The sequence below is a fragment of the Yoonia sp. F2084L genome (genome assembly GCF_023015625.1).
Taxonomy (GTDB): Bacteria; Pseudomonadota; Alphaproteobacteria; order Rhodobacterales; family Rhodobacteraceae; genus Yoonia.
Genome location: NZ_JALKAH010000006.1, coordinates 79,642 through 103,565, shown reverse-complemented (window position 1 = coordinate 103,565; position 23,924 = coordinate 79,642). Strand labels below are relative to the sequence as shown.

Here is a 23,924-nt window from a genome sequence, read left to right as displayed (position 1 = left end):
GGTGGTATGAACAAAGTAAGAAGCGCGACACGTACAACAATCGCAGCCCATGCGGTGTTGATCACCTATACGCTGATCGCGCTGTTCCCTGTGTTTGTTATCGTCATCAACAGCTTCAAGGACCGGCGCGCGATCTTTCGTGACCCGCTGGGCCTGCCGAATGAAGAGACGTTTTCGCTGATCGGCTATGAAACCGTGCTCAAGCAAGGGGATTTCTTTCTCTATTTCCAGAACTCCATGATTGTGACGGTCGTGTCGCTGACCCTGATCCTGCTTTTCGGTGCGATGGCGGCCTTTGCACTGGCCGAGTACCGGTTCAAGGGCAACAGGTTGATGGGGCTTTATCTGGCGCTGGGGATCATGATCCCGATCCGCATCGGCACCGTGGCAATCCTTGAAATGATGGTCTCTACCGGGTTGGTGAATACGCTCACAGCACTCATCCTTGTTTACACGGCCCAAGGGCTGCCGCTGGCCGTCTTCATCCTCAGCGAGTTCATGAAAGGGGTCTCGGACGACCTCAAGAACGCGGGCCGGATTGACGGGCTGTCGGAATACAAGATCTTCTTTCGCCTTGTTTTGCCGCTGGTGCGCCCGGCGATGGCAACGGTCGCGGTGTTCAACATGATCCCGATCTGGAACGACCTGTGGTTCCCGTTGATCCTTGCGCCCGCAGAAGAGGTCAAGACCCTCACTTTGGGTAGTCAGGTCTTTATCGGGCAATTCGTGACCGACTGGAACGCGGTGCTTTCGGCACTGTCGATGGCGATCCTGCCGGTCATGGTGCTTTACGTCATTTTCTCGCGGCAACTGATCCGTGGCATCACATCGGGGGCGGTGAAATGAAGGTCTTGATTGCAGGGCTGGGTAACATGGGGCGCAGTCATGCGCTGGCGCATCATGGGCACCCAGAGACAGACATCGTGGCACTGGTGAACCGCAGTGCGGTGGACTTGCCAGAGGTGCTGCAAGGCTACCCGTTCTATAAGGATTTCGCGACGGCATTGGCACAAACCCAGCCTGATCTGGTCGTCATCGCGACCTACACCGACACCCACGCAGATTATGCCGTTGCCGCGATGGAAGCAGGCGCGCATGTCTTCGTGGAAAAACCGCTCGCCATGACTGCCGCGGAGGCGGAGCGCGTGACGCAAACCGCGCAGCGCCTGAACCGTAAACTGGGGGTCGGCTACATCCTGCGCCACCACCCCAGTTGGATGCGTCTGATCGCTGAAGCCCGCGAGTTGGGAGGACCATACGTTTTCCGGCTCAACCTCAACCAACAATCTACCGGCGAAACATGGGACACGCATAAGGCATTGATGCAAACGACCTCACCGCTGGTTGATTGTGGCGTACATTATGTGGACGTGATGTGTCAGATCACTGACGCCAAACCTGTGCGCGTGCACGGTATGGGGCTGCGGCTGTCGGATGAGATCGCAGCAGATATGTACAACTATGGCCAGTTACAGGTGATCTTTGATGATGGGTCCGTCGGTTGGTACGAGGCCGGGTGGGGCCCGATGATGTCCGAGACAGCGTTCTTCGTCAAAGACGTGGTCAGCCCAAATGGGGCGGTCAGCATCACAGATGGCAACAAAGGCGCATCTGATGATGTCGACGGGCATACCAAGGTGGGTGGGCTGCTGGTGCACCGCACCGATGGTGACCGGGTGATCGACCTGCCGGATGAACCGGGGCATCAGGAATTGTGCAACGCCGAACAGGCGTGGATCGTTGACGCCATCAAAACAGACGCCGACATGACCCGCCATATGACGGACGCCGTGCAATCGCTGCGCATCTGTCTGGCTGCCGACGAAAGCATCCGCACCGGCCATGTGATCGCATTAGGAGACCTCAAATGACTGCCCTGAAGCTTGAAAATGTCAACAAATCCTTCGGGTCTGTCCATGTTCTCAAAGACATCAACCTGACGGTGGAAGACGGCGAATTTACCGTCTTTGTCGGCCCTTCTGGCTGCGGTAAATCGACGTTGCTGCGGGTGATTGCGGGGCTGGAGGACGCGAGTTCAGGCACCGTAACCATCGGGGGTGATGTAGTTAATGCGGTGCCACCCGCCAAGCGTGGCATTGCGATGGTGTTCCAGTCCTACGCGCTTTACCCACACTTAACGGTCAAGGGGAACATGGGGCTGGGACTGAAACAGGAAGGCCAGCCCAAGGCTGTCATCGACGAACGCGTGTCGAAAGCAGCCAAGATGCTGGACCTTGAAAAGTACATCGACCGTCGTCCGTCTGAACTCAGCGGTGGACAGCGGCAGCGCGTCGCGATTGGCCGCGCGATTGTGCGTGAACCCAAACTGTTCTTGTTCGACGAACCCTTGTCCAATCTTGATGCCTCGTTGCGCATGAATACACGTATTGAGATCGCCGAACTGCACCGCACGCTCTCGGCCTCGATGATCTACGTCACGCATGACCAGATCGAAGCAATGACATTGGCCGATAAAATCGTGGTCCTGCGCGATGGGCGCATCGAACAGGTGGGCAGCCCGATGGAGCTTTATAACAACCCAGCCAACCGCTTTGTGGCCGGTTTTCTGGGTGCGCCGTCGATGAATTTTCTGGAACGTTCGGTGCTCGGTCTGCCAGAAGGCGAAACTATCGGCATACGTCCAGAACATTTGGCGCTCTCGGATAAGGGACAGATCGCTGGCAAAGTGACCCATGTGGAGCGGCTGGGCGGCGACACAAACCTGTTGGTGACCACAGACGCTGGCGAAACGCTGACAGTGCGGGTCTTCGGTCAGGATCCGACAGAGGTGGGCGCAAAGGTCCAACTGGCCTTTGATCCGGCCAACGCATTCTATTTCAACGCCGCCCAAGAACGCATTTTCGACAAGGCAGCCTAGCTGCGGATTGATCAGCAGAACGGTCTGTCATGTCAGAAAATGGTGGGCGACCCTGGAATCGAACCAGGCGTGAGTCGCCTCGAGGGAGTTACAGTCCCCTGCCACACCTTGCGGCCTGTCGCCCACTGCGGCGGTGATTACCTGTGGCCCAATGGTGCGTCAACCGCAAAAGCGCGCCGTGACGTGATACTCTTCACAGCCCCCGCATAGTCGGGTATCGCGTGGGCCAGCGCAAAGGTTGGGACCAATATGAAAAAGCCAAAGTGGGTGATCGCGAAAGAGCAAGGCAAACGGCTTGCCGCACAAGAAACCGTCTGGCTGTTCGGCCTGCATGCAGTGCGTGATGCCTTGGAAAACCCCGCCCGGCAAAAGCTGCGTTTGGTTGTCACCCGCAATGCGCTGGAACGGCTGGGTGAGGCTGTTGCCAAAGGCGGAATTGAGCCTGAGATTTCTGATCCGCGCAAATTTGCGGCGCCTCTTGATCCGCAGTCGGTGCACCAAGGTGCTGCGTTAGAGGTTAAAGCGCTGGATTGGGGCAGTCTGGAAGATGTGGCTCTGGGCGATGGACCGATGCCGCCGCGTATTGTGTTGCTGGACCGCGTTACGGATCCGCATAACGTCGGTGCCATCCTGCGTTCAGCCGAGGTGTTCGGCGCGCGCGCCGTTGTTGCCGTGCAGCGTCATTCAGCACCGGAAACCGGTGCTTTGGCCAAGACCGCCAGCGGTGCACTTGAGCGGCAACCTTACCTGCGCGTGCGCAATCTGGCTGATGCGATGGAGGCCCTGAAGGGTATGGGATATCTGGTCTTGGGTCTGGACGGCGAGGCTGATCAGATTATTGAGGCCGCAGTGGAAGGCAAGCGCGACCGTCCAGTCGCTTTGGTGATGGGGGCCGAGGGGCCGGGATTGCGCGAAAAGACCCGCGAAACCTGCGACGCATTGGTGCGGATTGACGCGGCAGCGGGATTTGGTTCGCTCAACGTCTCAAATGCGGCCGCCGTTGCCCTATATGCTGTAAAAGGCTGAAGGACAGGACAACATTCATGGGTGCCACGAAAATTGCGACCTGCTGCTATTGCGGCACCAAAGCGGCGCTTGTTTTGCGCGGCAAGGACAAACATGAGCTGGCCTGCGGCAATTGCGGAGCCCCCTTGCGCAAGCTCAAAATGTTACCAAAGCAGACGGGGCACACCACCGTGGCCACACCAGCACCAGCCCGCAATAACAAGCGTAAACGCGTGGAAAAGTATCCCGAATACGGCGACGACCGACCCAAGAAACGCAAGAAATCCAAAGGGTTCGGGCAGCGTATGGTGTCGGGCTTGTGGGATGTGGTCGAAGACGTCGTCGACGAGATTTTCGACTAGCATGTGTTCACCTCTGCTCACGGCTTGGCGAGGGGGGTAGGCAGGGCCGGGGTGTTCGGCCCATGTTTGGCGGATGCTGCACCAAAAACCCATCACGCCCATGATCACGCGCCGCCATCTGCTGTGCGCGCTTTGTGCCGCCCCGCTTGCGGCCACGCCTGCCTTTGCAGGTGGCCCTGCGATATTTGCCCAAGGAGGTATCGCCATTGGCGGTGTTGATCCTGTCGGGTACTTCACCGATGCCCGCCCTGTTGCGGGGTCCGCACAGTTTCGCCTGAAGTGGCGCAGTGCCATCTGGCATTTTGCCTCACATGACCACCGCGATATGTTTGAACGTAATCCGCATCGTTTTGCCCCGCGCTATGGCGGGTTTTGCGCGATGTCTATGTCGCAAGGCGGGGTGTCAAACAGCATACCAGAGGCTTGGGGCATGCATGAAGGACGTCTGTATCTGACGCATTCGCTGACGGCCATCGACCAGTGGCGCCGGGACCCTGCTGCGTATGTCGCGCAAGCGGATGGTCATTGGCCGACAGTCTTTTGTGAATAAAACGCGGCGCGTTCACATTTCGCTGAGGTCCACTGTTGTGGCCAATTGCAGATCATATCTATCCATCAGAAGCGCGCTTTTGGAACACGCGCGTTTCTTCTCACTGTCCCTCGTTCCGTAACTTGCGCCCGGGCCTTACCGGGCGCTTTTTTGTTTGTGGGATGCAGGTTAGTGTAGGTGCATGCAGTATTCAGACGATCACATCCGCAACATCTTGCAACGCACAAAAACCGTGGCGGTGGTGGGTGTGTCGGCCAATCAGGTCCGCCCCAGCTTTTTTGTAGCTCGCTATCTGGATCTGAAAGGGTATCGGGTGATCCCGGTGAACCCTGGTCTCGCTGGGCAAACATTGTTGGGGGAAACGGTTTATGGCGATGTTTCAGACATTCCCGATAACGTGGATATGGTTGATGTCTTTCGCCGGTCCGAGGCCGTACCACCGATTGTGACCGCAGCGCTTGCGCGTTGGCCGTCGCTGCAAACGATCTGGATGCAGATCGGCGTGACCCACCCAGAGGCCACAGCTGAGGCCGAAGCGCGCGGTGTGGATGTGATCCAGAACCGCTGCCCGAAGATTGAATATCAGCGACTGTTTGGTGAACTGCGCATGGGTGGCTTTGCGACGGGAATCATCTCTTCCAAACTGCGGCGCTGAGTTCGGGGTGCCGCAGCGTCAGGTTGTCCGGCTGTTCATCGTCCGTTCATTTTCACTGGATTTTTGACCGAAATTTACCCCAAAGAGTTGCAAAAGCATTAAATTGCAAAGGCTTCTTTGTTGACTTCGACCCTGTGTCGCTAGCTATAGTGATATCTTCTGACGAGTATTTGTTTTCCCGCGTGCGCGAAACTAAGGACGACCGATGCAAGAGACCAGAATAATTGATCCTTCACAGACCTACGAGGCGCAAGGTCAGGGCTTGCCCGCTGGATCAGTCTTGCTTGATGGGAAATTCACGATTGATCGGCAAATCGGTGCCGGTGGTTTCGGCATCACCTACATCGCCAAAGACAGCTTTCTGGAACGCGCTGTCGTGATCAAAGAGTGTTTTCCTGAATCGATCTGTGTGCGCTTTGGAGACAACGTCACGGTGAACTCAGCGACGCATGAACGCCAGTATCGCTATATTGTTGAAATGTTCATGCGCGAAGCCCGCAGTGTGGCCAAGCTGCGCCACCCCAATATCGTCAGCGTGCATCAGGCGTTTCAAGAAAACGGCACCGCCTACATGGTGCTGGACCTGTTTGACGGGCGTGATCTGATGGACATCATCGACGATGAAGATGATCTGCTGAGCCCTGATCAAATCCGTGACGTCATGGTCAAACTTTTGGACGCGATTGATCTGGTGCACCGTCACGACCTGCTGCATCGCGATATATCGCCCGACAACATCCTGCTTGATAAGTGGGGCAGCCCCGCGTTGATCGACTTTGGTGCCGCGCGCGAAGATGCCAGCAAGAAGACGAATGATGTCTCAACCATGCTAGTGGTCAAGGACGGCTATTCCCCGCATGAGTTCTACATCTCGGGCAGCACCCAAGGGCCCTGTAGCGATCTGTATGCGCTGGGTGCGACCATGTATCATCTGATCTCGGGCGAAGCGCCGCCAAACAGCCAGACCCGTGTGGCTGAGCTGACCAACAACAATGATGATCCCTACGTCCCGCTTGCGGGACGTTTCCCGCAATATGAAAGCAGCTTTCTGGATGCGATTGACAAGGCCGTGTCAGTGCCACCCAAAGATCGCATTCAGTCCGCGGCGGAGTGGCTGTCGCTGATCGAGCAGGAAAGCAAAAAGGTCAAAACGGTTAACATTCCGCAGGCCAAGGGCCTGACAAAGACGCTGAGCGAGTTGATCGAAGAGACGAACAAGCACGTGCGTAGCGAAGCCTTGATGCCGTCCGCGCCCGTCGCGAAAGCGCCCAGACCTGCAAGAAGCGACAGGTACCGCCCGGCTTGGGTGGATGAGTTCAACCGCGAAACAGCCGAAGTCGCCGCCCGCAAACGCGCTGAAGAGCGCGCAGCGGCTGAGGCCATCAGGCTTGCGGAAAAAGCACGACTTGAGGAAAAAGAGCGTTTGCTGCGCGAAGCGCAAGAGGTCGCACTGGCCCAGCAGAAAAAAGCGGAAAACGAAGCTTCATCGCCGAACATTCTTGGCTGGGTTGCGCGCGGCAGATCATAAGCCAAAGGCCCGTCAGGCGCCCCGTGACGCTTTCTCTGCGATGCCCGATATGCCTTGTCGCTTTGCCAATTCCGCCATCACATCTTCCAGCGGCACATCAGATGCCGCCAACATGACAAGCAGGTGATACAGTACGTCTGCCGCTTCTGATGTCAGCGCGGTTTTGTCACCTTTGACAGCTTCAATGATTGCCTCAATCGCTTCTTCACCGAATTTCTCTGCGCATTTCTCAGGCCCCTTCGCCAACAGCTGCGCTGTCCAGCTGCTGTCGCGATCAGCGTCTTTGCGCGCGGCGATGATATCGGCAAGCTCTTGCAGGGTCATGTCAGCCTCACAGGGATACCGGCAGCGGCCATATGCGCCTTGGCCTCGCCGATGGTGTAGGTGCCAAAGTGGAAAATTGATGCCGCCAGCACGGCAGATGCGCCACCTTCGGTGACCCCTTCAACGAGGTGATCCAGCGTGCCAACCCCGCCAGAGGCGATCACAGGCACGTTGACCGCGTCCGAAATCGCGCGTGTCAGCGGCAGGTTGAACCCCGCCTTGGTGCCATCGCGGTCCATAGAGGTCAGCAGAATTTCTCCGGCCCCTTTTTCAACGACGGTTCGGGCGAATTCCACCGCATCAATCCCTGTTTCGCGCCGCCCACCATGGGTGAAAATCTCCCATTTGCCGGGTGCCACCGTCTTGGCATCAATCGCCACGACGATGCACTGCGAGCCAAAGCGCATCGCGGCTTCGGCCACGACATCGGGGTTGGCGACGGCGGCGGAATTGAAACTGACCTTATCAGCACCTGCCAGCAGCAGATCGCGCACGTCGTGGTGCGTGCGTACCCCGCCACCGATGGTTAGTGGCATAAAGCACTGCTCGGCCGTGCGCGTGGCCAGATCAAACATCGTGCCCCGGTTTTCCTGGGTGGCCATGATATCCAGAAAACACAACTCGTCCGCACCTGCCGCGTTATAGGCGATGGCCGCATCGACCGGATCGCCTGCATCAATCAGATCAACGAAGTTCACGCCTTTCACGACGCGCCCTTCGGCGACGTCAAGGCAGGGGATGATGCGTGTCTTCAACATGGGGCTGACGTCTATGCACAATCGCGTGAAATGGGAAGAGGCAGGGTGGTCTGGCTTGGTGATCTGCGGCTTAGTCAGTGCACTGGAAATGGGAGCTACAACATGAAAATCACACTCACCGCCGCTCTGATCGGGCTATGCGCTGCGCCTCTATGGGCTGAAAACATGGTGAAATCCTCGCCGCTGTCGGTTGCTGAAACAATTGATGGGCTTGAGGCTGCCGTAAACGGGGCGGGGGCCACGGTCTTTGCCCGTGTGGATCATGCGGCTGGGGCTGAAAGCGTGGGCAAGTCGATCCCGGACGCCACCTTGCTTATCTTCGGCAATCCCGCGTTGGGCACACTGGCGATGGAGCAGGATATTCGCGCGGGTCTCGTGCTGCCGTTGCAGGTGCTGGCTTACGCGGACGCGGATGGCAATACGCAGATGACGTGGACGCCTGCTGAGGACTTGCTTGCGGGTCTGGATATCGCACCGGACGCCGAAGTGATCGGCAGGATCAATGGTGCCTTGAACATGCTGACCGACAAGGCAATGAGCGCGAACTAGGCGCGTGCCACCCGTGCCAATGCATTGCGCGCAATGGCGATATGAAACGGCATGATGGCGGCCAGGTAAATCCGGCCGCCTATGTTATGCGGGGCAACCCATGTCGCCAGACTGATGTTGCCGTCATCTGACAGCACAGACACCCGAAAGTTCAGGTGCTTGTCGTCAAAGCCCGCGATGAGCTCTTGCGGGGTCTCGGACTCAACCGGAAAAATACCGACTTTGTCAGCCACCTCTGGCCCATCATTGTCGAGCCCGAAAGGGGCGGTCACGATACGGCGGATCACCAGCAGGAACTGCGCCCAGCCGGGAAATGTGGTGATGATGTTTGCCGCATCGCGTGGGTGCATGTCCGACGCCACACTGTAGCAATCAAGAAAGTCGCCGGGCACCCGGAGCCTGTGCAAAGCGCTTGCCTGTGGCAGTGCGATCTTGCGGACATTTGGGTATTGCATGCGCTATCCTTTCAGATGTGCCAACGCCTGTTTGAGATCAATCGCCCCATCATAAAGCGCGCGGCCAGAGATTGCGCCTGAGATGACCCCGGTGGCCTTCAGGGCCGTCAGATCATCCATCGAAGACACGCCACCCGAGGCGATCACAGGAATGTCCACGGCACGCGCCAGATCAGCGGTGGCGTCGATGTTCGGCCCCTTCATGGCCCCATCGCGCAGGATGTCGGTGTAAATGATCGCGGCGATGCCAGCGTCCTCGAATGATTTGGCAAGGTCGGTGACCATCGCATCTGTTTCCTCGGCCCAGCCGCGCGTTGCGACGCGCCCATTGCGCGCGTCCAAGCCGACCGCTACCTGACCGGGAAAGGCCTTGGCTGCGTCACGCACCAGACCGGGGTTCTCCACCGCGACCGTGCCAAGGATCACGCGGGCCAAACCCTTGTCCAACCAGCGTTCAATCGTGGCCATATCGCGGATACCGCCGCCCAGTTGGGCGGGCACAGGGCAGGCCTTGAGGATCGCCTCAACCGGGGCCGCGTTCACGGGTTCGCCCGCAAAGGCTCCGTTGAGGTCCACAAGATGCAGCCATGCGCAGCCTGCCGCCACAAATTCTTTCGCCTGTGCTGCCGGATCATCATTGAACACTGTGGTCTGATCCATATCCCCATGCACCAGCCGCACGGCGTTTCCATCTTTCAGATCAATGGCAGGATACAGGATCATCAGGGCGCACCTTTCACGTTTTCCTGTGTTTATGCATGGGCTGCGGGGGATTGCAACGTGGGGCTTTGACCCAACGTCTTACTTGATCGTGTGGCCATTGCCCGCGCATGATCTGCCCCAGAACTCAGGGAGGAAATGAGTATGAGACAAATCGCAATGACAGCCGCCGCGCTAATTGCTTTGGCAGCCCCAGCGCTGGCCGACCCGCTTGAGGGGTTGTGGCAGACAGCACAAGATGACAACGGTAACTTCGGTCATATTCAGGTCGCGCCCTGTGGTGCAGCCTTGTGTGGGACCTTGGTCCGGTCTTTCGACGCCAGCGGTGCGACGCTGCAAACAGACAACATCGGACGTCAGATCATTTCCGAGACAGTGGCAAGCGGCGGTGGCGAATACCGTGGCAAGGTTTATTCGCCGGATCGGGACAAAACCTATAGCTCGCGCCTGCAACTGACTGGCGATCAGCTATCGGTATCCGGCTGCGTATTCGGCATTTGTCGGGATGGCGGCACTTGGGTACGAGTGCAGTAAAAACCTTTATGGTGACGCATTTGAAGGACCTGCCTATTCGGGTGGGTCCTTTTCAATTGGGATCACCGCGAAGGACGCGATGCGAATGGCGGCTTGGAGCCCCTTTGCTGGCTTTCCATCCCGCAACGAAAGTCAGCTTTCCAAAAAGCATGATAACCTACCCGTCCTTTTACTTCTCACCACTACCCCTGCCACGTAGACCTAATACCGACCTGCGGTGTATTCTGGGCGGCCATCGTACACATTAGTAACTCACCGCAAGCAGACCCGCTCGCTCAATCATGCTTGTCATCGGGAAGAAAGACGGCTTGGAAAGCCATCCGCACTTTTCCGATGAAACGCGCCGCCTCCTGCCAAGGCCCAATATTGCTTCGCTCTTTATCAAATTTTTATTGGTTTCCACGAAAAATGGATGCTCAGTTTGGAGATTCGACGATGAAAGAAGCACCACGCGATGAGATTGCTTGCGAGGCAACTTTTCTACAACGGAGCAGTGCCATCCAGAAAGGTGCTGGATTGCTCGTGGTGGACCGCAAGACCCTGTGCATACTCGCCGCGAACCAAACGCTTTGCGATGCCTATGATAAACCCAAAGGGTTAGACGACGTCTTTCAAAAGGGGGACGCTGACTCAATCGCCGATAGTATTCTGACCGATAAACGCATCGATTCATGTTTTATGCGTCTGCGCAAAGGTGAATTTGTCTGGGCAAGTTTTTTTGATGCAGATGCACACATTGGTGTGGATCTTACCTATGTCGGCGAGAACTTTTTGCGCTCGGAAAACACAAGTCACGTGTTTGCCAATTGTGTTCAGTCATTGTCGCGTGAACACGAAGTGCTTATGCGGGATAGCAGTGTAGAACACTCAAACTACTTTGATCTATTGGTGCAGGGCGTCCAGACACTCAGCGGTTTTGACAGAGTGATGTTGTACAAGTTTGACCCTGATCTAAATGGCGAGGTCCTTGCCGAAGCCCGCAGCAGATCTGATGTTCCGGCATTTCTTGGGCTCAAGTTTCCATCTGGTGATATCCCAAGACCAGCCCGAGACCTGTTCCTGCGCAACAAAGTACGCCAAATCATGGAGGTTGCTGCCTCACCAGAACCCGTTGTGGCAACGGACGATGGATCCCGGCCCGTTGTTTTCAACCAAACAAATTCGGCATTCCGCTATACCGCACCTGTTCACCTTGATTATCTCACGAACATGGGGGTCTCTGCGACACTGACCATCGGCATTGTTGTGCACCGAAAATTATGGGGGCTTTTGTCTTGTCACAACATGTCGGGGCGGCGCCAGATGCCACCTGATAAGCTAACACTATGCCATGTCATATCTGATCTTGCATCTAACCATGTTGCACGTTTGACCGAGCGTCAACGCATTCTTGCAAGTGAGCAAACTGGAAAGATTTTGTCACGCATATCGCAGACCATTCAAAGTGCCGAAACACCTGATGAATTCGCGAATGTGATCTCAAGTTTTCAAGACGACATATTGAGTCTTCTCGATGTTGAAGGTCTTCAATTTGAATCTGAGACCACAAACCTCATCATTGGTAAAATTCCTTCAAGTCAGAGTGTAAGCAAGATCGACCAGTTTGCAAAAGTTTGGCAAGGCAATCACGATAGAAACTATATCGCCACCGCCGATTTACATCGCCTTTGCAGCGATCTACCTGAGGACGCAAGACAATTTGGCGGGCTACTTCACTTTGCATCTTGGGATGCAAAGACCCGGCTAAAGGTTTTTCGCAAAACAGAAGAACAAAGCGATACATGGGCCGGCGATCCGAATGCCAAGGAACGCTATGCGGACACGGCAGATAATGTCATGCATCCACGGAATTCTTTTGCCTCATATAAGGAAAACACCTTGGGTTGCTCGAAACCTTGGGAAGAGGCCACTGTTCAAGTTGCGCGCGACTTGCAATCGGGACTTCGCAATATTGAAATGTCGTTTCACAAGTCGTTGCGCGAACGGCAGCTTCGCCAGTCAAATGCGGTGATGCGGAATGCATTGAAACATGCCAGCTATGAGGCGCATCATGACCAGCTTACCGGCGTTTACAACCGCCGGGGTTTCGAGAAACTCTTGTCCGAAATGTCACCCCGCGGCAAACGGTCTAACACAATGTGGCTGTGTCATATTGATGTCGATCACTTCAAGAAGATCAACGATACCTACGGTCATCTCGCAGGGGATGCTGTTCTGGTGCATGTTGCCGCGGCGCTGACACAAGCTGTGGCTGAACGCGGAAGTGTTGCAAGAATTGGTGGCGACGAATTTTCGATCATTATGTCGGGTAATCTGCAATCAGAACAGGTTTCCGCTCTTTGCGGTGATTTTGCTAACTATCTGAAAGGGCCATTTTTCCACAATGGCCTAGAGATTTCAGTCACCTGCACAGTTGGTATTACAACGTTTGAGGCCGGAGCAGAACCAAGCAGTGCAATCCTGACGCGATCGGACCTCGCCCTTTACAGCGGTAAATCAAAGGGCCGCGGAACCTTTTCGTTCTTTTCGCCGGATATGGAAGATGAGAGCAAGGCCCGTCGCTGTTTAGAGCAGGAAATCGAGCGTGCATTAGAAGATGACGAGTTTATTCCGTATTTTCAGCCACAAATCGATGTAGGGACCAAAGGAATTGTCGGCTGCGAAATGCTGTCAAGATGGAACCACCCCAAAAAGGGTATCCTTGGCCCGGCAGCGTTTCTTGCTACTGCGTAAGACATGGGCGTGATGGGTGACATCGACCGCGCCATGTTCAAAAAAGCGATCAAAGTTCAGTTGGAATGGAAAAAACGAACGTCTACAACCATGCCAATTTCCGTTAATGTGTCATTTGATCGGCTTCGCGACCCCGAGCTTGTGAACGACCTCGTCAGTCTTAGACGAAGCGCCCGTCATTTCACGCTGGAACTGCTGGAAACAATTGATCTGGATGAGAATGAGATCGACTATGAGGGTATTCTGAAAACACTACGCGCCACCGGTGTCGGAATCGAATTGGACGATTTTGGCTCTGGCCATAGTTCGATTCTTGCGATTCTTATGGTCCAGCCAGATCGGCTTAAGATCGATAAGCGCCTGATCGACCCGATTGTCGGAGATTCGTCCGCACAGAACATTGTTAAGTCGGTGATCGATATCGGGACCCAACTTGGGATCAAAGCAATTGCCGAAGGTGTCGAAAATGCTGAACAAGCAGACATCCTGTCCAATCTGGCCTGCGACAGGATCCAAGGTTATCATTTCGGAAAGCCTCAGCCGGCAAATGAACTGGAAAAACTGTTGACCTGTTGTGCAGCTTAGCCACGTTCCCGAAATAGATGTCGCACGATCGCAACCGTCCAGCGTTGTCTCCGTCCGGACCCAGATCGCGACTGCGACGCGGCAGGTACACGAAGCGTTGCATGTTCATCCGGTGATTGGCCGTCTTCTTGCGCCGGACATCACTGCGCAGGAGTATCGCGCGATCCTTCAAGCGTATCTGTCATTCTATCAAGATGCAGAAGCTATTCGCAAAAGATACGCTCTCATGCCTGCCCTGTCATTTGCGCCGGACCTTGCACGCATACATAGTGATCTCGGAGTGAAGCAGGCCTTGCCACCGCCTGCTTTGCCCATTTCGTCATCACTTCAGACATTGGGGATGCTGTATGTGCTCCACGGTTCCCGCTTTGGGGCAGTGGCGATTTATCGCAACTTAAGGGTGGCAATGCCGCATCAGGCGCATGCGTTCTTCTGTCAACGGCCAAACAAGTCTATCTGGCATGCTTTGCTGGAAAGAATGGAAGAACAGCAAGGACGGTCTGCTGAGATATCAGAAATTGCAGAGGGATCTGCAATAACATTCGATACGTTTGATAAATGGCTGCTCCTCGCAATATCTTCTCAGTCTTGACCGGACCGCAGTTGAAGCGATTGTTGTCGTCCCGACGCTGACCCGTTTCGCTTCGTATGCAACGATTGCGAAGCAGACTTTGCAAAAGATGGAGGCAAGGTCGGCGTCTATAATCGGGTGTTTGGGTCAAGTTCATTTCATCGTTTGGTTTCGGCACTCTGGGATCACTGTCTCTCATCCGGGTCACGCTTCTATTCGCAGTCATTGTTGGCCCGGTTCGGTTGAGCCGCTGCACGCATGTGTCGGAATGGACGTAGAGCGCCCCGCTTCGTCTCGCGCTTGCCAGTCGCAGCAGACTTATTCGGCGTCATCTACAAACCTCGTCCGGTGAGGGACGATCGCCTCATTGGTCTTTGGAAGGTTGTCAGATCATAGCGTGGCCTCCAAAGGTTTGTGACGGAACTCGGTATTGTCAACCCACATGCGGTGCATGATGACGGCCAGTTTGCGGGCGACAGCAACAACAGCCCGGCGGCGGCCCTTTCGCCTCATCAGCCGCAGCCCCCAGCTTTTGATCTCTGAGCTGGCCACAGATCGCATCATCATCGCGTTTGCTGCGGCATACAGAGTTGCCCGCACATCCCGGTCGCCCGCTTTGGAGATACGGCTAGGATTGTCGGTTTCGCCAGATTGATATCGTCGCGGCGTGAGTCCGAAGTGCGCGGCCACTGTCCGAGAACTGGTAAACCGTGACGGGTCATCAACGGCCGCGCGGAAGGTGAGGGCCGCGATCGGCCCCACGCCAGGGATCGCCATGAAGCGCAGGCAGATCGCATCGTGACTAGCGGCTTGCTTCACCCGCCTATCCAACTCACGATAGGTCTTGTAGAGCATCGCGCGCACGTCCAAGAGCGGTAGCAGAGCACGTGACAGATCCGGATCGGCTTCGATCAACGGCCTGACCCGCTCATCGAACGACCCCTGATCAACGCGAGACGGCAAGCGGAGACCGAAGACCCGGAAGAGGCCCCGAACCTCGTTGGCCAGATCGATACACTTCTTATGAACGGCCTTTCGACTGCTCAGCAGAGCCCGGTAGGCATGTGCTTCGCGGCTCTTGATGCAGACCTTGCTGAACCATCCAGATCGCAGCACTTGCGCGATCCCCCGGGCATCCGTTTTATCGGTTTTGTTCCGCATCGCGGACAGCGCCGCATTCACCTGGCGCGCTTCCATTCACACAACATCAAAGCCAGCACCTCGAAGCCCGAAGTATAGATACTGGCTCATCGCGCCAGACTCAAAGCCGATCCGGCACTGGCCCTTCGGTACATCGCGCAGGCAGGTAACGATATCCTCGATCTCGCAAGCTACGACGCGTTCAAAGACATGCTTGCCACCGGCATCAATCACGCACACGGTGACAGACCGCAGCGATACGTCCAAGCCAACAAAGTAATCCATCTCGTTCTCCTCAGATTGCAGCAAATGCCACAACTCTATCGAAAACCCGACCCATCCATCAGGCCAGCCCGATTACCCATGCTTCGTCCGCAAAACGGTCATCTGGTCCGTGTGGATTGACCTTCACATAGTCAATTGAACCAGTGCCCCTACCTGCCCTCAGCTTTCGCTACATTCCGCAGCACGCTGACAAAACTGTCTGGCGTGACCGAAATACTGTCGATCCCGTACGACACCAGCTTTTGCGCATAGGTTGGATCGTTGCTGGGCGCTTGCCCGCAGAAACCGACCTTTTTGCCCGCCTTATGCGCATCGCGGATCACCGTTTCGATCATCCATAGCACCGCTGGGTCGTCTTCGCGGAACAACCCCGCAAGCGCGTCTGAGTCCCGGTCGATCCCGAGGGTCAGTTGCGTCAAATCATTGGACCCGATCGAGAACCCGTCGAACCGTTCGGCAAATTCCGCAGCGCGTACGACGTTGGCCGGGATTTCGCACATGACATAGACTTGCAGGCCGTCCTTGCCGCGTTCCAACCCGTTTTCAGCCATCACTGCCATCACCTGATCGGCCTCTTGCGGTGTGCGGCAGAACGGGATCATCATGATCACGTTGTCAAAACCCATTTCGCCCCGCAGCCGCGCGATTGCCTGACATTCCAGCGCAAAGCCGTCGCGGTAATGCTTGGAATAATAGCGTGACGCGCCCCGAAAACCGATCATCGGGTTTTCTTCATGCGGTTCGAAATCGCGCCCGCCTAAAAGGTCCGCGTATTCGTTGGTTTTGAAATCACTCATCCGCACGATGACCGGTTTGGGGTAGCAAAAGGCCGCGATGCGCGACAGGCCGCGTGAGAGTCGATCAATGAAGTAGTCGGGTTTGGTCGCGTAGCCTGCTGTCAGCGCCTCAATTTTGTCGCGGGTGTCTTCATCGGTGATCGCATCAAAGTTCAGCAAGGCCATTGGATGCACCTGCACCGCGCTGTTGATGACAAATTCCATCCGGGCAAGGCCCACCCCGTCCACCGGCAAGCGCCACCAGCGCAGCGCCGCAGAGGGGTTGGCGAGGTTCAGCATAACCTTGGTTTTGACGTCTGGCAGATCGCCCAATGTCTCCTCGGCCACGGTGATCTTGGATATGCCTTCGGTGACGACACCCTCTTCGCCACCCGCACACGATACCGTCACGTCCTGTCCGTCATGCAGCAGATGCGTGGCGTCACCACAGCCGACGACGGCAGGCAAGCCCAGTTCGCGGCTGACGATGGCTGCGTGTGACGTGCGCCCGCCGTGGTCGGTCACGATGGCGGCAGCGCGTTTCATGATCGGCACCCAATCGGGGTCGGTGGTAGAGGTGACCAGCACGGACCCTTCCACGAAATTGGCGATGTCCGCCGCGCTTTCGATCATGCAAACCCGGCCAGTGACCGCCGCGTTCCCCACGCTTAGACCTGTGACCAATGTTTCGCCCGCGTCAGCGACCGTATAGGATTTGATCGACCCGACATCAGCACGCGATTGCACCGTCTCGGGCCGCGCCTGCACGATGTATAATGTGCCGGTTTTGCCATCGCGCGCCCATTCCATGTCCATCGGGCAGCCGTAGTGGTCTTCGATCACGCAGGCTTGCCGCGCGAGGGTTAGGATTTCTGCGTCACTCAGCACAAACTGTGCCCGCTCGGCCTTGGAGGTCGGCACATTGCGGGGCGTGCCGTCGCGGTCGTGGATCATCTTGATCTCTTTCGCGCCAAGGGTTTTCTCAAGGATCGGCACCTTGGTTTCATCGCCCACAAACGGCTTGTAGACTTCGTATTCATCGGGATCGACAGCACCCTGCACGACATTTTCACCCAAACCCCAAGCGGCATTGATCAGCACCGCATCGGGAAAGCCGGATTCTGTATCAATCGAAAACATCACGCCTGATCCGCCGGTATCAGCGCGCACCATCTGTTGCACGCCGACCGATAGCGCCACTTGGGTGTGCGAAAACCCTTGGATCTGGCGATAGGAAATGGCGCGATCTGTGAACAGTGACGCATAGCATTTGCGGCAGGCATCGAGCAGGTCCGCTTCGCCGATGACGTTCAGGAATGTTTCTTGCTGGCCTGCGAAACTGGCGTCCGGCAGGTCTTCGGCAGTGGCGCTGGACCGGACGGCGACGGGGATATCCGGCTCGCCTGCTGTGTGTGACAAAGCGCGGTAGGCATCAACGATTTCGCCCGCAGTGTCGTCGGGCCAGTCGCCGCCCAGGATCATGTCGCGGATCGCCTGCCCTGTCTTGTGCAAGGTGGCCTTGCCCGCGGCCAGCGCATCCAACGCCACCCCGATCCGCGCATCCAGATCATTGGCCGTCAGATAGGCCCGAAACGCATCCGCCGTTGTCGCAAACCCCGGCGGCACCAGGATGCCCTTGGGACCAAGCGCATGGATCATTTCGCCCAGTGACGCGTTCTTGCCGCCCACGGTGTCCACATCACCACGCCGCAGTTCAGTGAAATTCAAAACAAGGGGTTTGGCATCGGCCATCGTTTCATCCTCCAATATCTTTGGGGGACTGTGGCGCAAGGCGCGCGCGCGAAACTGACATAGGTCAATCCGCGCCGCGCCTTTGGCGGCACACTGCATGCGACCCAACGCATAAGGAGCAACCGCATGGACATCACCGAACGCAGACTGCAGATCACGGCGCGGATCAAGGAACTGACCGCGCATATGCAACAGATTTCTGACGATCTGGATCAGCCCCTTCCCGCAGATCTTGAGGATCAGGCGATTGATCTGGAAGACGATGAGGTGCTCTCCAGTCTCGGACGGGCCAACAGCCAAGAGGTGCGACTGCTGCATGACGCGCTTAGGCGCATTGAAGATGGCAGCTATGGCATTTGCCAGAAATGCGGCGAGGATATTTCGCACGCGCGGCTGGATGCGGTCCCCTACGCCGTGATTTGCCGAAACTGTGCGGTGCAGGATTGATCTTCATCAATGAGGACTCCTGAGCATTGACATATTAGAGAAATGAAATGTATTAACTGAGGAGAAACTGATGACTTATCCCGTTCATATGACCACCAGCCCACATGTCTCTGCCTTCTTTGATGAGGCGACCAATACGATCAGCTACATCGTGTCAGAGCCTGATGGCGACCACTGTGCAATCATCGACAGCGTGATGGACATTGATTACGCCGCTGGTCGGATCACCTTTGACAGCGCCGATGCCCTGATCGCCGAGATTGAGCGGCGCAGTCTGACCTTGGACTGGATCATTGAGACGCATGTCCATGCAGATCACCTGAGTGCCGCCCCCTATATTCAGGAAAAACTGGGCGGCAAAATCGGTGTCGGCGATAAGATCACCGTTGTGCAGGATGCCTTCGGCAAGGTCTTTAACGAAGGCACCGACTTCCAACGCGACGGGTCGCAGTTTGATGCGCTGTTCAAGGACGGTGACACCTATCAGATCGGTGGCATGCAGGGTTTTGCCATTGCCACGCCGGGGCATACGCCTGCTTGCATGGTGCATGTGATCGGGGATGCCTGTTTTGTGGGTGATACACTCTTTATGCCGGACGGCGGATCAGCCCGTGCTGATTTTCCGGGCGGCGATGCAGGTGTGCTTTATGACAGCATCCAAAAGGTGCTGGCCCTGCCCGATGAGATGCGGCTTTTCATGTGCCACGACTACGGTCCAAACGGGCGCGACATCAAATGGGAAACGACTGTGGCCGAAGAAAAAGCCCACAATATACATGTCGGCGGCGGCAAAAGCCGTGAAGAGTTCATCAAGTTCCGCAACGAACGCGATGCGACGCTGGATATGCCCAAGCTGATCATCCCGTCGCTGCAAGTGAACATGCGCGCAGGTGAGTTGCCTGTCGATAAAGACGGCAATGAGATGCTCAAAGTGCCGCTGAACCAACTTTGACAGGAGACGCACATGGAAATCAAAAAACTGACCTCAGAAATCTCGGTCATGCCGCAAGTCGCGATTGCAGACCTGCCTGCGATCCATGAAAAAGGCTTTCGGTCCATCATCTGCAATCGTCCTGACGGCGAAGGCGCTGATCAACCAACCTTTCAAGAGATCGAAGCGGTGGCGAAGAAGCTGGGGTTGGAAACAGCGTATCAGCCGATCACCATGGGCAAGGTCAGCGATGCCGATGCCGATGACTTTGCCAAGCTGATGACGGAACTTCCCGGCCCCGTGCTGGCCTATTGCCGGACAGGCACGCGGTCGGCGACGCTGTGGTCGCTGACGCAGGCAAAAATGCGAAGCGTGGCGGATATTCTAAGCACAACCAAGGCAGCAGGCTATGACATGGCCGGTGTCGTGCGGCGTATCGCCAATGGTGGTAAAACGCCAACCGATACCGGCGATGCCAGCTATGACGTGGTTGTTGTGGGTGGAGGAGCGGCGGGCATTGCCGTGGCGGCCAGTCTGAAGGCGCGTAAGCCGGGGCTTGAGATCGCGATCATCGACCCGGCCGAGATACATTATTACCAACCCGGCTGGACGATGGTCGGTGGCGGTATCTTCGACGCGCAGGATACCGTGCGCACGATGGGCAGCCTGATCCCCAAAGGCGTGCATTGGCTGAAATCAGCGGTGGCGGCGTTTGAGCCGAAAGATGATGCAGTGATCCTTGATGGCTGTCGCGTCGTGAAATACGCGCGCTTGATCGTCTGTCCGGGGCTGAAGCTGGATTGGAACAAGGTAGAAGGGCTGGTTGAGACGTTGGGCAAAAACGGCGTGACCTCAAACTACCGCTATGATCTGGCGCCTTATACGTGGGAGCTGGTGCGCGACATGAAAGAAGGTCGCGCGATTTTTACCCAGCCGCCGATGCCGATTAAATGCGCAGGCGCGCCGCAAAAGGCGATGTATCTGTCCGGCGATGCGTGGTTCCGGCGCGGTGTGCTGAAGGATATTGATATCCACTTTAACAACGCCGGCGGGGTGTTGTTCGGGGTCAAAGACTATGTCCCCGCACTTGAGAAATACGTCGAAAAATACAGCGCAGACCTGAATTTCTTTCACAACCTTGTTGCTGTCGATGGCCCGGCCAAGAAAGCGTGGTTCGATGTGGCCAAGCCTGATACCCCGGTCGAGCGGGTCGAGATGGACTTTGACATGATGCACGTCTGCCCGCCGCAGACGGCACCAGACTTTATCAAAGTGTCGCCTCTCGCCGATGAAGCGGGATGGGTCGATGTTGATCAGGCCACCCTGCGCCACAAAACCTATGACAACATCTGGTCGCTGGGGGACGTGATGAACGCGCCCAACGCAAAAACGGCGGCGGCAGCACGGATTCAGGCCCCCATCGTGGCCGAAAACGTGATTGCAGACATCAGAGGCCGTGCGCCGGTCGCCCAATACAACGGCTATGGTTCTTGTCCGTTAACAGTAGAGCGGGGCAAGATCGTACTGGCCGAATTTGGCTATGGCGGCGCGTTGCTGCCCAGTTTCCCCAAGTTTCTTGTGGACGGCACCAAACCGTCGCGGATGGCGTGGCTGTTGAAGGAAAAGATCCTGCCGCCGGTCTATTGGGGTGCCATGCTCAAAGGCCGAGAGTGGATGGCGAAACCTGAGAAGGTCAGCGCAAGCTAGGATTAACCGGACATGGCAAATACACTGCTACGGTACGTGCCCATTCTGACCTGGGCACGCGATTATGATCGCGCCGCCTTTGGCAACGACATGATCGCGGCATTGATTGTGACGATCATGCTGATCCCGCAATCGTTGGCCTATGCGTTGCTGGCGGGGTTACCGCCAGAAGCGGGGCTATACGCGTCCATCGTGCCCATCATGCTTTACACGGTCTTTGGCACCAGCCGGGCGCTGGCTGTCGGGCCAGTGGCCGTTGTCTCGCTGATGACGGCGGCGGCCTTGGGCAATATCGTTGAACAAGGGACAGCGGGCTATGCCGTGGCTGCCTTGTCATTGGCGGGGCTGTCAGGGGCGATGTTGCTGGGGCTGGGGCTGCTGCGCTTGGGCTTTTTGGCGAATTTCCTGTCGCATCCGGTGATTTCGGGGTTCATCACGGCCTCGGGTCTGATTATTGCGGCCAGCCAGTTGAAACACGTCTTCGGGATTGAGGCGGAAGGGCATAACCTGCTTGAACTCACGCTGTCACTGGTCGCGCATTTGCCAGAACTCAACCTGCCGACAGCAATCATCGGGATCAGCGCCACGGCGTTTTTGTTCTGGGTGCGCAAAGGCCTGAAACCGACGCTAAGGGCCATTGGTGTAGGTGCAAAAGCGGCCGACGTGGCCACCAAGGCCGGACCTGTGGCCGCTGTCGTCGCCACGACCGTCGTCGTTTGGTATTGGGGATTGGCGGGGCACGGCGTGCAGATTGTCGGCACCGTTCCACAAAGCCTGCCGCCCTTTACCTTGCCATCATTCTCGCCGGTATTGTTGCAGCAACTGCTGCTGCCCGCCTTCCTGATCTCGGTTATCGGTTTTGTTGAATCCATTTCCGTGGCCCAAACACTGGCCGCCAAGAAACGACAGCGGGTAGACCCCAATCAGGAACTCATCGGGTTGGGGGCGGCCAATCTGGGTGCGGCGTTCACAGGTGGTTTTCCGGTGACGGGCGGCTTTTCGCGGTCCGTGGTGAATTTCGACGCAGGCGCGCAAACGCCCGCAGCAGGCGCATTCACGGCCATCGGGCTGGCGATTGCGGCGGTCGGTCTGACCCCGCTGATCTACTTTCTGCCCAAAGCGACATTGGCCGCCACGATCATCGTCGCCGTCCTGAGCCTTGTGGATTTCAGCATTCTGCGGCGCAGTTGGGCCTATGCGCGGGCGGATTTCATGGCGGTGCTGGTGACCATCCTTGTCACCCTGTCCGTGGGGGTCGAGGCAGGTGTATCTGCGGGCGTGATCCTGTCCATTCTGGTGCATCTTTATGTGTCATCGCGGCCCCATATCGCCGAGGTCGGGTTGGTCCCCGGCACCGAACATTTCCGCAATATCCATCGCCATAAGGTGCAAACTGACCCACGCATCCTGACCCTGCGGCTGGACGAAAGCCTTTATTTTGCGAACGCACGGTTTTTGGAGGACGTGATCCTTGCGCGACTGGCCCACGACGAACTGATCGAACATGTGATCCTGCAATGCAGTGCGATCAATGAAATTGACCTTAGCGCGCTGGAAACGCTTGAGGCGATCAATAACCGCCTGCGCGAGATGGACGTCAAGCTGCACCTGTCAGAGGTCAAAGGCCCGGTCATGGACCGGCTACAGCACGGGCATTTCCTGGATGATCTGTCAGGCGAAGTTTTCCTGACACAATACGAGGCAGCCTGCCGCGCCGGGCTGAAACCGCAGGTTTGAGATTTCTCAAAGGGGCCGATTGCGAAATGCCTAAAACAACAGGCAACAGCAATCAAAAGAGGGTCCTATGCCTGCATCAAAGCCAAAGATCGCCATCGTTTGCTATTCGAAATCAGGCCATTCGCGCCACATCGCTGAGCAGCTGTCCGAGGTGCTGGATGCGGATATCTATGCCTTGACGACCGCGCGTTACATGATCCCGTTTTTTGGCTATCTGCGCGCCGGATTTGACAGCGTCCGCCGTGCGCCAACGCCGCTGACCCACCCGCTGCCAGATATCGAAGGCTATGATGCCGCAGTCCTGTGTGGCCCGGTTTGGACGTCATATCCTGCTGTGCCGCTGATCAGTTACATGCGACAGGCAAACTACTTGCCGCAGGTGATCGGCTTGCTATTGACGTCTGGCGGACACTCCCCACCGCAAAAGGCCTATGCGATGGCTGAACAGGTGCTTGGGCGCGCCTTTGCCGTCCAAGAGGCGATCCCGAATAGTATTGAGGATACACCGGACATGGACGACAAGATTGCGCGTTTTGCCAGCGATCTGATCGCGGCAACGATAAAAGGCTAAATTGGCGTGCCTTTGGTTCCTGCTTTTGCGGTCGGCAGCATATCCAGACTCATCTTGACCAGCTTGCCGGTCTCGTCTGTGTATTGCTGATAGGCCTTTTCCAGAAACGCGAGTTGCGCCTTCTGAAGCTCTTCTGCCGATTTGCAGTGCAGCAATTCATGCTGGGTTTTGACGTCTTCTTTGATGCGCTCGGACACGAAATTCACAACTTCGCTGTTCATGTCGGCCATTGCTTCGAACCAGGCGGTCCCCATCCAGCGCATCGGGCCAAGGCCTGCGTCTTCGAACTGCTGCAGAAAGGCTTGACCAAGTGCGACCGGATCTTCACTTGCGGATGTCTCTTTCTTTGATTTGGCCATGTCAGGCTCCCT

The 23,924-nt window shown here is 56.6% G+C and carries 24 protein-coding genes, 1 tRNA gene and 1 pseudogene; 17 read left to right on the top strand and 9 right to left on the bottom strand.

The window, feature by feature from the left end; all coding sequences use genetic code 11:
- The first annotated feature begins 6 nt into the window (after nucleotides 1-6).
- Genes MWU60_RS17590 through MWU60_RS17580 form a run of 3 tightly spaced genes read left to right on the top strand, consistent with a single transcriptional unit; the run spans nucleotide 7 to nucleotide 2,878 of the window.
- On the top strand, nucleotides 7-846 hold the full coding sequence (locus MWU60_RS17590; RefSeq protein ID WP_247228705.1) for a carbohydrate ABC transporter permease: 840 nt from the start codon (nucleotides 7-9) through the stop codon (nucleotides 844-846).
- Nucleotides 843-1,871: a Gfo/Idh/MocA family oxidoreductase gene (locus MWU60_RS17585; RefSeq protein ID WP_247228704.1), complete on the top strand. Its 1,029-nt coding sequence runs from the start codon at nucleotides 843-845 to the stop codon at nucleotides 1,869-1,871. Before MWU60_RS17590 ends, MWU60_RS17585 begins: the two co-directional genes overlap by 4 nt.
- The gene (locus tag MWU60_RS17580) at nucleotides 1,868-2,878 is read left to right on the top strand and encodes an ABC transporter ATP-binding protein (protein WP_247228703.1); all 1,011 of its coding nucleotides are present in this window, start codon (nucleotides 1,868-1,870) and stop codon (nucleotides 2,876-2,878) included. The genes MWU60_RS17585 and MWU60_RS17580 overlap by 4 nt, the downstream gene beginning before the upstream one ends.
- Before the next feature lie 40 nt (nucleotides 2,879-2,918).
- On the opposite strand, the gene MWU60_RS17575 is transcribed toward MWU60_RS17580, so the two are convergent.
- Nucleotides 2,919-3,002: transfer RNA gene (locus MWU60_RS17575), tRNA-Tyr, on the bottom strand.
- 125 nt (nucleotides 3,003-3,127) lie between these two features.
- Here MWU60_RS17575 and rlmB point away from each other — a divergent pair.
- The 5 genes from rlmB to MWU60_RS17550 all read left to right on the top strand — a co-directional run bounded on the left by rlmB (nucleotide 3,128) and on the right by MWU60_RS17550 (nucleotide 6,978).
- Complete coding sequence (gene rlmB, locus MWU60_RS17570) at nucleotides 3,128-3,904, top strand: 23S rRNA (guanosine(2251)-2'-O)-methyltransferase RlmB (protein ID WP_247228702.1); 777 nt, start codon at nucleotides 3,128-3,130, stop codon at nucleotides 3,902-3,904.
- A gap of 17 nt (nucleotides 3,905-3,921) precedes the next feature.
- Nucleotides 3,922-4,245 carry a hypothetical protein gene (locus MWU60_RS17565; protein ID WP_247228701.1) on the top strand — a complete coding sequence of 108 codons (324 nt, stop codon included), beginning with the start codon at nucleotides 3,922-3,924 and terminating at the stop codon, nucleotides 4,243-4,245.
- A 73-nt stretch (nucleotides 4,246-4,318) separates the two neighbouring features.
- Complete coding sequence (locus MWU60_RS17560; protein WP_247228700.1) at nucleotides 4,319-4,795, top strand: YHS domain-containing (seleno)protein; 477 nt, start codon at nucleotides 4,319-4,321, stop codon at nucleotides 4,793-4,795.
- 181 nt (nucleotides 4,796-4,976) lie between these two features.
- On the top strand, nucleotides 4,977-5,450 hold the full coding sequence (locus MWU60_RS17555; protein WP_247228699.1) for a CoA-binding protein: 474 nt from the start codon (nucleotides 4,977-4,979) through the stop codon (nucleotides 5,448-5,450).
- A gap of 205 nt (nucleotides 5,451-5,655) precedes the next feature.
- The gene (locus MWU60_RS17550; RefSeq protein WP_247228698.1) at nucleotides 5,656-6,978 is read left to right on the top strand and encodes a serine/threonine-protein kinase; all 1,323 of its coding nucleotides are present in this window, start codon (nucleotides 5,656-5,658) and stop codon (nucleotides 6,976-6,978) included.
- Nucleotides 6,979-6,990: 12 nt separating this feature from the next.
- Here MWU60_RS17550 and MWU60_RS17545 read toward each other — a convergent pair whose 3' ends face one another.
- A complete protein-coding gene (locus tag MWU60_RS17545; protein WP_247228697.1) occupies nucleotides 6,991-7,302 on the bottom strand; it encodes a phosphoribosyl-ATP diphosphatase in 312 nt (103 codons plus the stop codon).
- Entirely contained in the window at nucleotides 7,299-8,060 is a 762-nt protein-coding gene (gene hisF / locus MWU60_RS17540) for an imidazole glycerol phosphate synthase subunit HisF (protein WP_247228696.1), read from the bottom strand. Before hisF ends, MWU60_RS17545 begins: the two co-directional genes overlap by 4 nt.
- Before the next feature lie 102 nt (nucleotides 8,061-8,162).
- Here hisF and MWU60_RS17535 point away from each other — a divergent pair, with 102 nt between their 5' ends.
- The gene (locus MWU60_RS17535) at nucleotides 8,163-8,609 is read left to right on the top strand and encodes a DUF302 domain-containing protein (protein WP_247228695.1); all 447 of its coding nucleotides are present in this window, start codon (nucleotides 8,163-8,165) and stop codon (nucleotides 8,607-8,609) included.
- Here MWU60_RS17535 and MWU60_RS17530 read toward each other — a convergent pair.
- Together MWU60_RS17530 and hisA are read right to left on the bottom strand one after the other, a co-directional pair.
- Nucleotides 8,606-9,064: a DUF2867 domain-containing protein gene (locus tag MWU60_RS17530; protein WP_247228694.1), complete on the bottom strand. Its 459-nt coding sequence runs from the start codon at nucleotides 9,062-9,064 to the stop codon at nucleotides 8,606-8,608. The genes MWU60_RS17535 and MWU60_RS17530 overlap by 4 nt on opposite strands.
- 3 nt (nucleotides 9,065-9,067) lie before the next feature.
- The gene (hisA, locus tag MWU60_RS17525; protein WP_247228693.1) at nucleotides 9,068-9,787 is read right to left on the bottom strand and encodes a 1-(5-phosphoribosyl)-5-[(5-phosphoribosylamino)methylideneamino]imidazole-4-carboxamide isomerase; all 720 of its coding nucleotides are present in this window, start codon (nucleotides 9,785-9,787) and stop codon (nucleotides 9,068-9,070) included.
- Nucleotides 9,788-9,928: 141 nt separating this feature from the next.
- Here hisA and MWU60_RS17520 point away from each other — a divergent pair, with 141 nt between their 5' ends.
- The 3 genes and pseudogenes from MWU60_RS17520 to MWU60_RS17510 all read left to right on the top strand — a co-directional run bounded on the left by MWU60_RS17520 (nucleotide 9,929) and on the right by MWU60_RS17510 (nucleotide 14,228).
- On the top strand, nucleotides 9,929-10,318 hold the full coding sequence (locus MWU60_RS17520) for a DUF2147 domain-containing protein (RefSeq protein ID WP_247228692.1): 390 nt from the start codon (nucleotides 9,929-9,931) through the stop codon (nucleotides 10,316-10,318).
- A 333-nt stretch (nucleotides 10,319-10,651) separates the two neighbouring features.
- Nucleotides 10,652-13,636 (top strand): annotated as a pseudogene (locus MWU60_RS17515) (EAL domain-containing protein).
- 112 nt (nucleotides 13,637-13,748) lie between these two features.
- Nucleotides 13,749-14,228, top strand: coding sequence for a biliverdin-producing heme oxygenase (locus tag MWU60_RS17510; protein WP_247228691.1), 480 nt, complete (start codon nucleotides 13,749-13,751; stop codon nucleotides 14,226-14,228).
- Nucleotides 14,229-14,597: 369 nt separating this feature from the next.
- Here MWU60_RS17510 and MWU60_RS17505 read toward each other — a convergent pair whose 3' ends face one another.
- The 3 genes from MWU60_RS17505 to ppsA all read right to left on the bottom strand — a co-directional run bounded on the left by MWU60_RS17505 (nucleotide 14,598) and on the right by ppsA (nucleotide 18,160).
- Nucleotides 14,598-15,404: an IS110 family transposase gene (locus MWU60_RS17505; RefSeq protein WP_247228690.1), complete on the bottom strand. Its 807-nt coding sequence runs from the start codon at nucleotides 15,402-15,404 to the stop codon at nucleotides 14,598-14,600.
- A complete protein-coding gene (locus MWU60_RS17500; RefSeq protein ID WP_247228689.1) occupies nucleotides 15,405-15,632 on the bottom strand; it encodes a hypothetical protein in 228 nt (75 codons plus the stop codon). It lies immediately after the preceding gene.
- A 149-nt stretch (nucleotides 15,633-15,781) separates the two neighbouring features.
- Entirely contained in the window at nucleotides 15,782-18,160 is a 2,379-nt protein-coding gene (gene ppsA, locus MWU60_RS17495; protein ID WP_247228688.1) for a phosphoenolpyruvate synthase, read from the bottom strand.
- Between the two features lie 126 nt (nucleotides 18,161-18,286).
- Here ppsA and MWU60_RS17490 point away from each other — a divergent pair, with 126 nt between their 5' ends.
- The 5 genes from MWU60_RS17490 to MWU60_RS17470 all read left to right on the top strand — a co-directional run bounded on the left by MWU60_RS17490 (nucleotide 18,287) and on the right by MWU60_RS17470 (nucleotide 23,553).
- Nucleotides 18,287-18,607: a TraR/DksA C4-type zinc finger protein gene (locus MWU60_RS17490; protein WP_247228687.1), complete on the top strand. Its 321-nt coding sequence runs from the start codon at nucleotides 18,287-18,289 to the stop codon at nucleotides 18,605-18,607.
- 70 nt (nucleotides 18,608-18,677) lie between these two features.
- Complete coding sequence (locus MWU60_RS17485; protein WP_247228686.1) at nucleotides 18,678-19,559, top strand: MBL fold metallo-hydrolase; 882 nt, start codon at nucleotides 18,678-18,680, stop codon at nucleotides 19,557-19,559.
- A gap of 12 nt (nucleotides 19,560-19,571) precedes the next feature.
- A complete protein-coding gene (locus tag MWU60_RS17480) occupies nucleotides 19,572-21,245 on the top strand; it encodes a bifunctional protein tyrosine phosphatase family protein/NAD(P)/FAD-dependent oxidoreductase (RefSeq protein WP_247228685.1) in 1,674 nt (557 codons plus the stop codon).
- A 12-nt stretch (nucleotides 21,246-21,257) separates the two neighbouring features.
- Nucleotides 21,258-22,982: a sulfate permease gene (sulP, locus tag MWU60_RS17475; protein WP_247228684.1), complete on the top strand. Its 1,725-nt coding sequence runs from the start codon at nucleotides 21,258-21,260 to the stop codon at nucleotides 22,980-22,982.
- Nucleotides 22,983-23,049: 67 nt separating this feature from the next.
- The gene (locus MWU60_RS17470) at nucleotides 23,050-23,553 is read left to right on the top strand and encodes a hypothetical protein (RefSeq protein WP_247228683.1); all 504 of its coding nucleotides are present in this window, start codon (nucleotides 23,050-23,052) and stop codon (nucleotides 23,551-23,553) included.
- Here MWU60_RS17470 and MWU60_RS17465 read toward each other — a convergent pair.
- Nucleotides 23,550-23,912, bottom strand: a complete 363-nt coding sequence (locus MWU60_RS17465; protein WP_247228682.1) for a phasin family protein — start codon at nucleotides 23,910-23,912, stop codon at nucleotides 23,550-23,552. The two genes, MWU60_RS17470 and MWU60_RS17465, sit on opposite strands and share 4 nt — an antisense overlap.
- Between the last annotated feature and the right edge of the window lie 12 nt (nucleotides 23,913-23,924).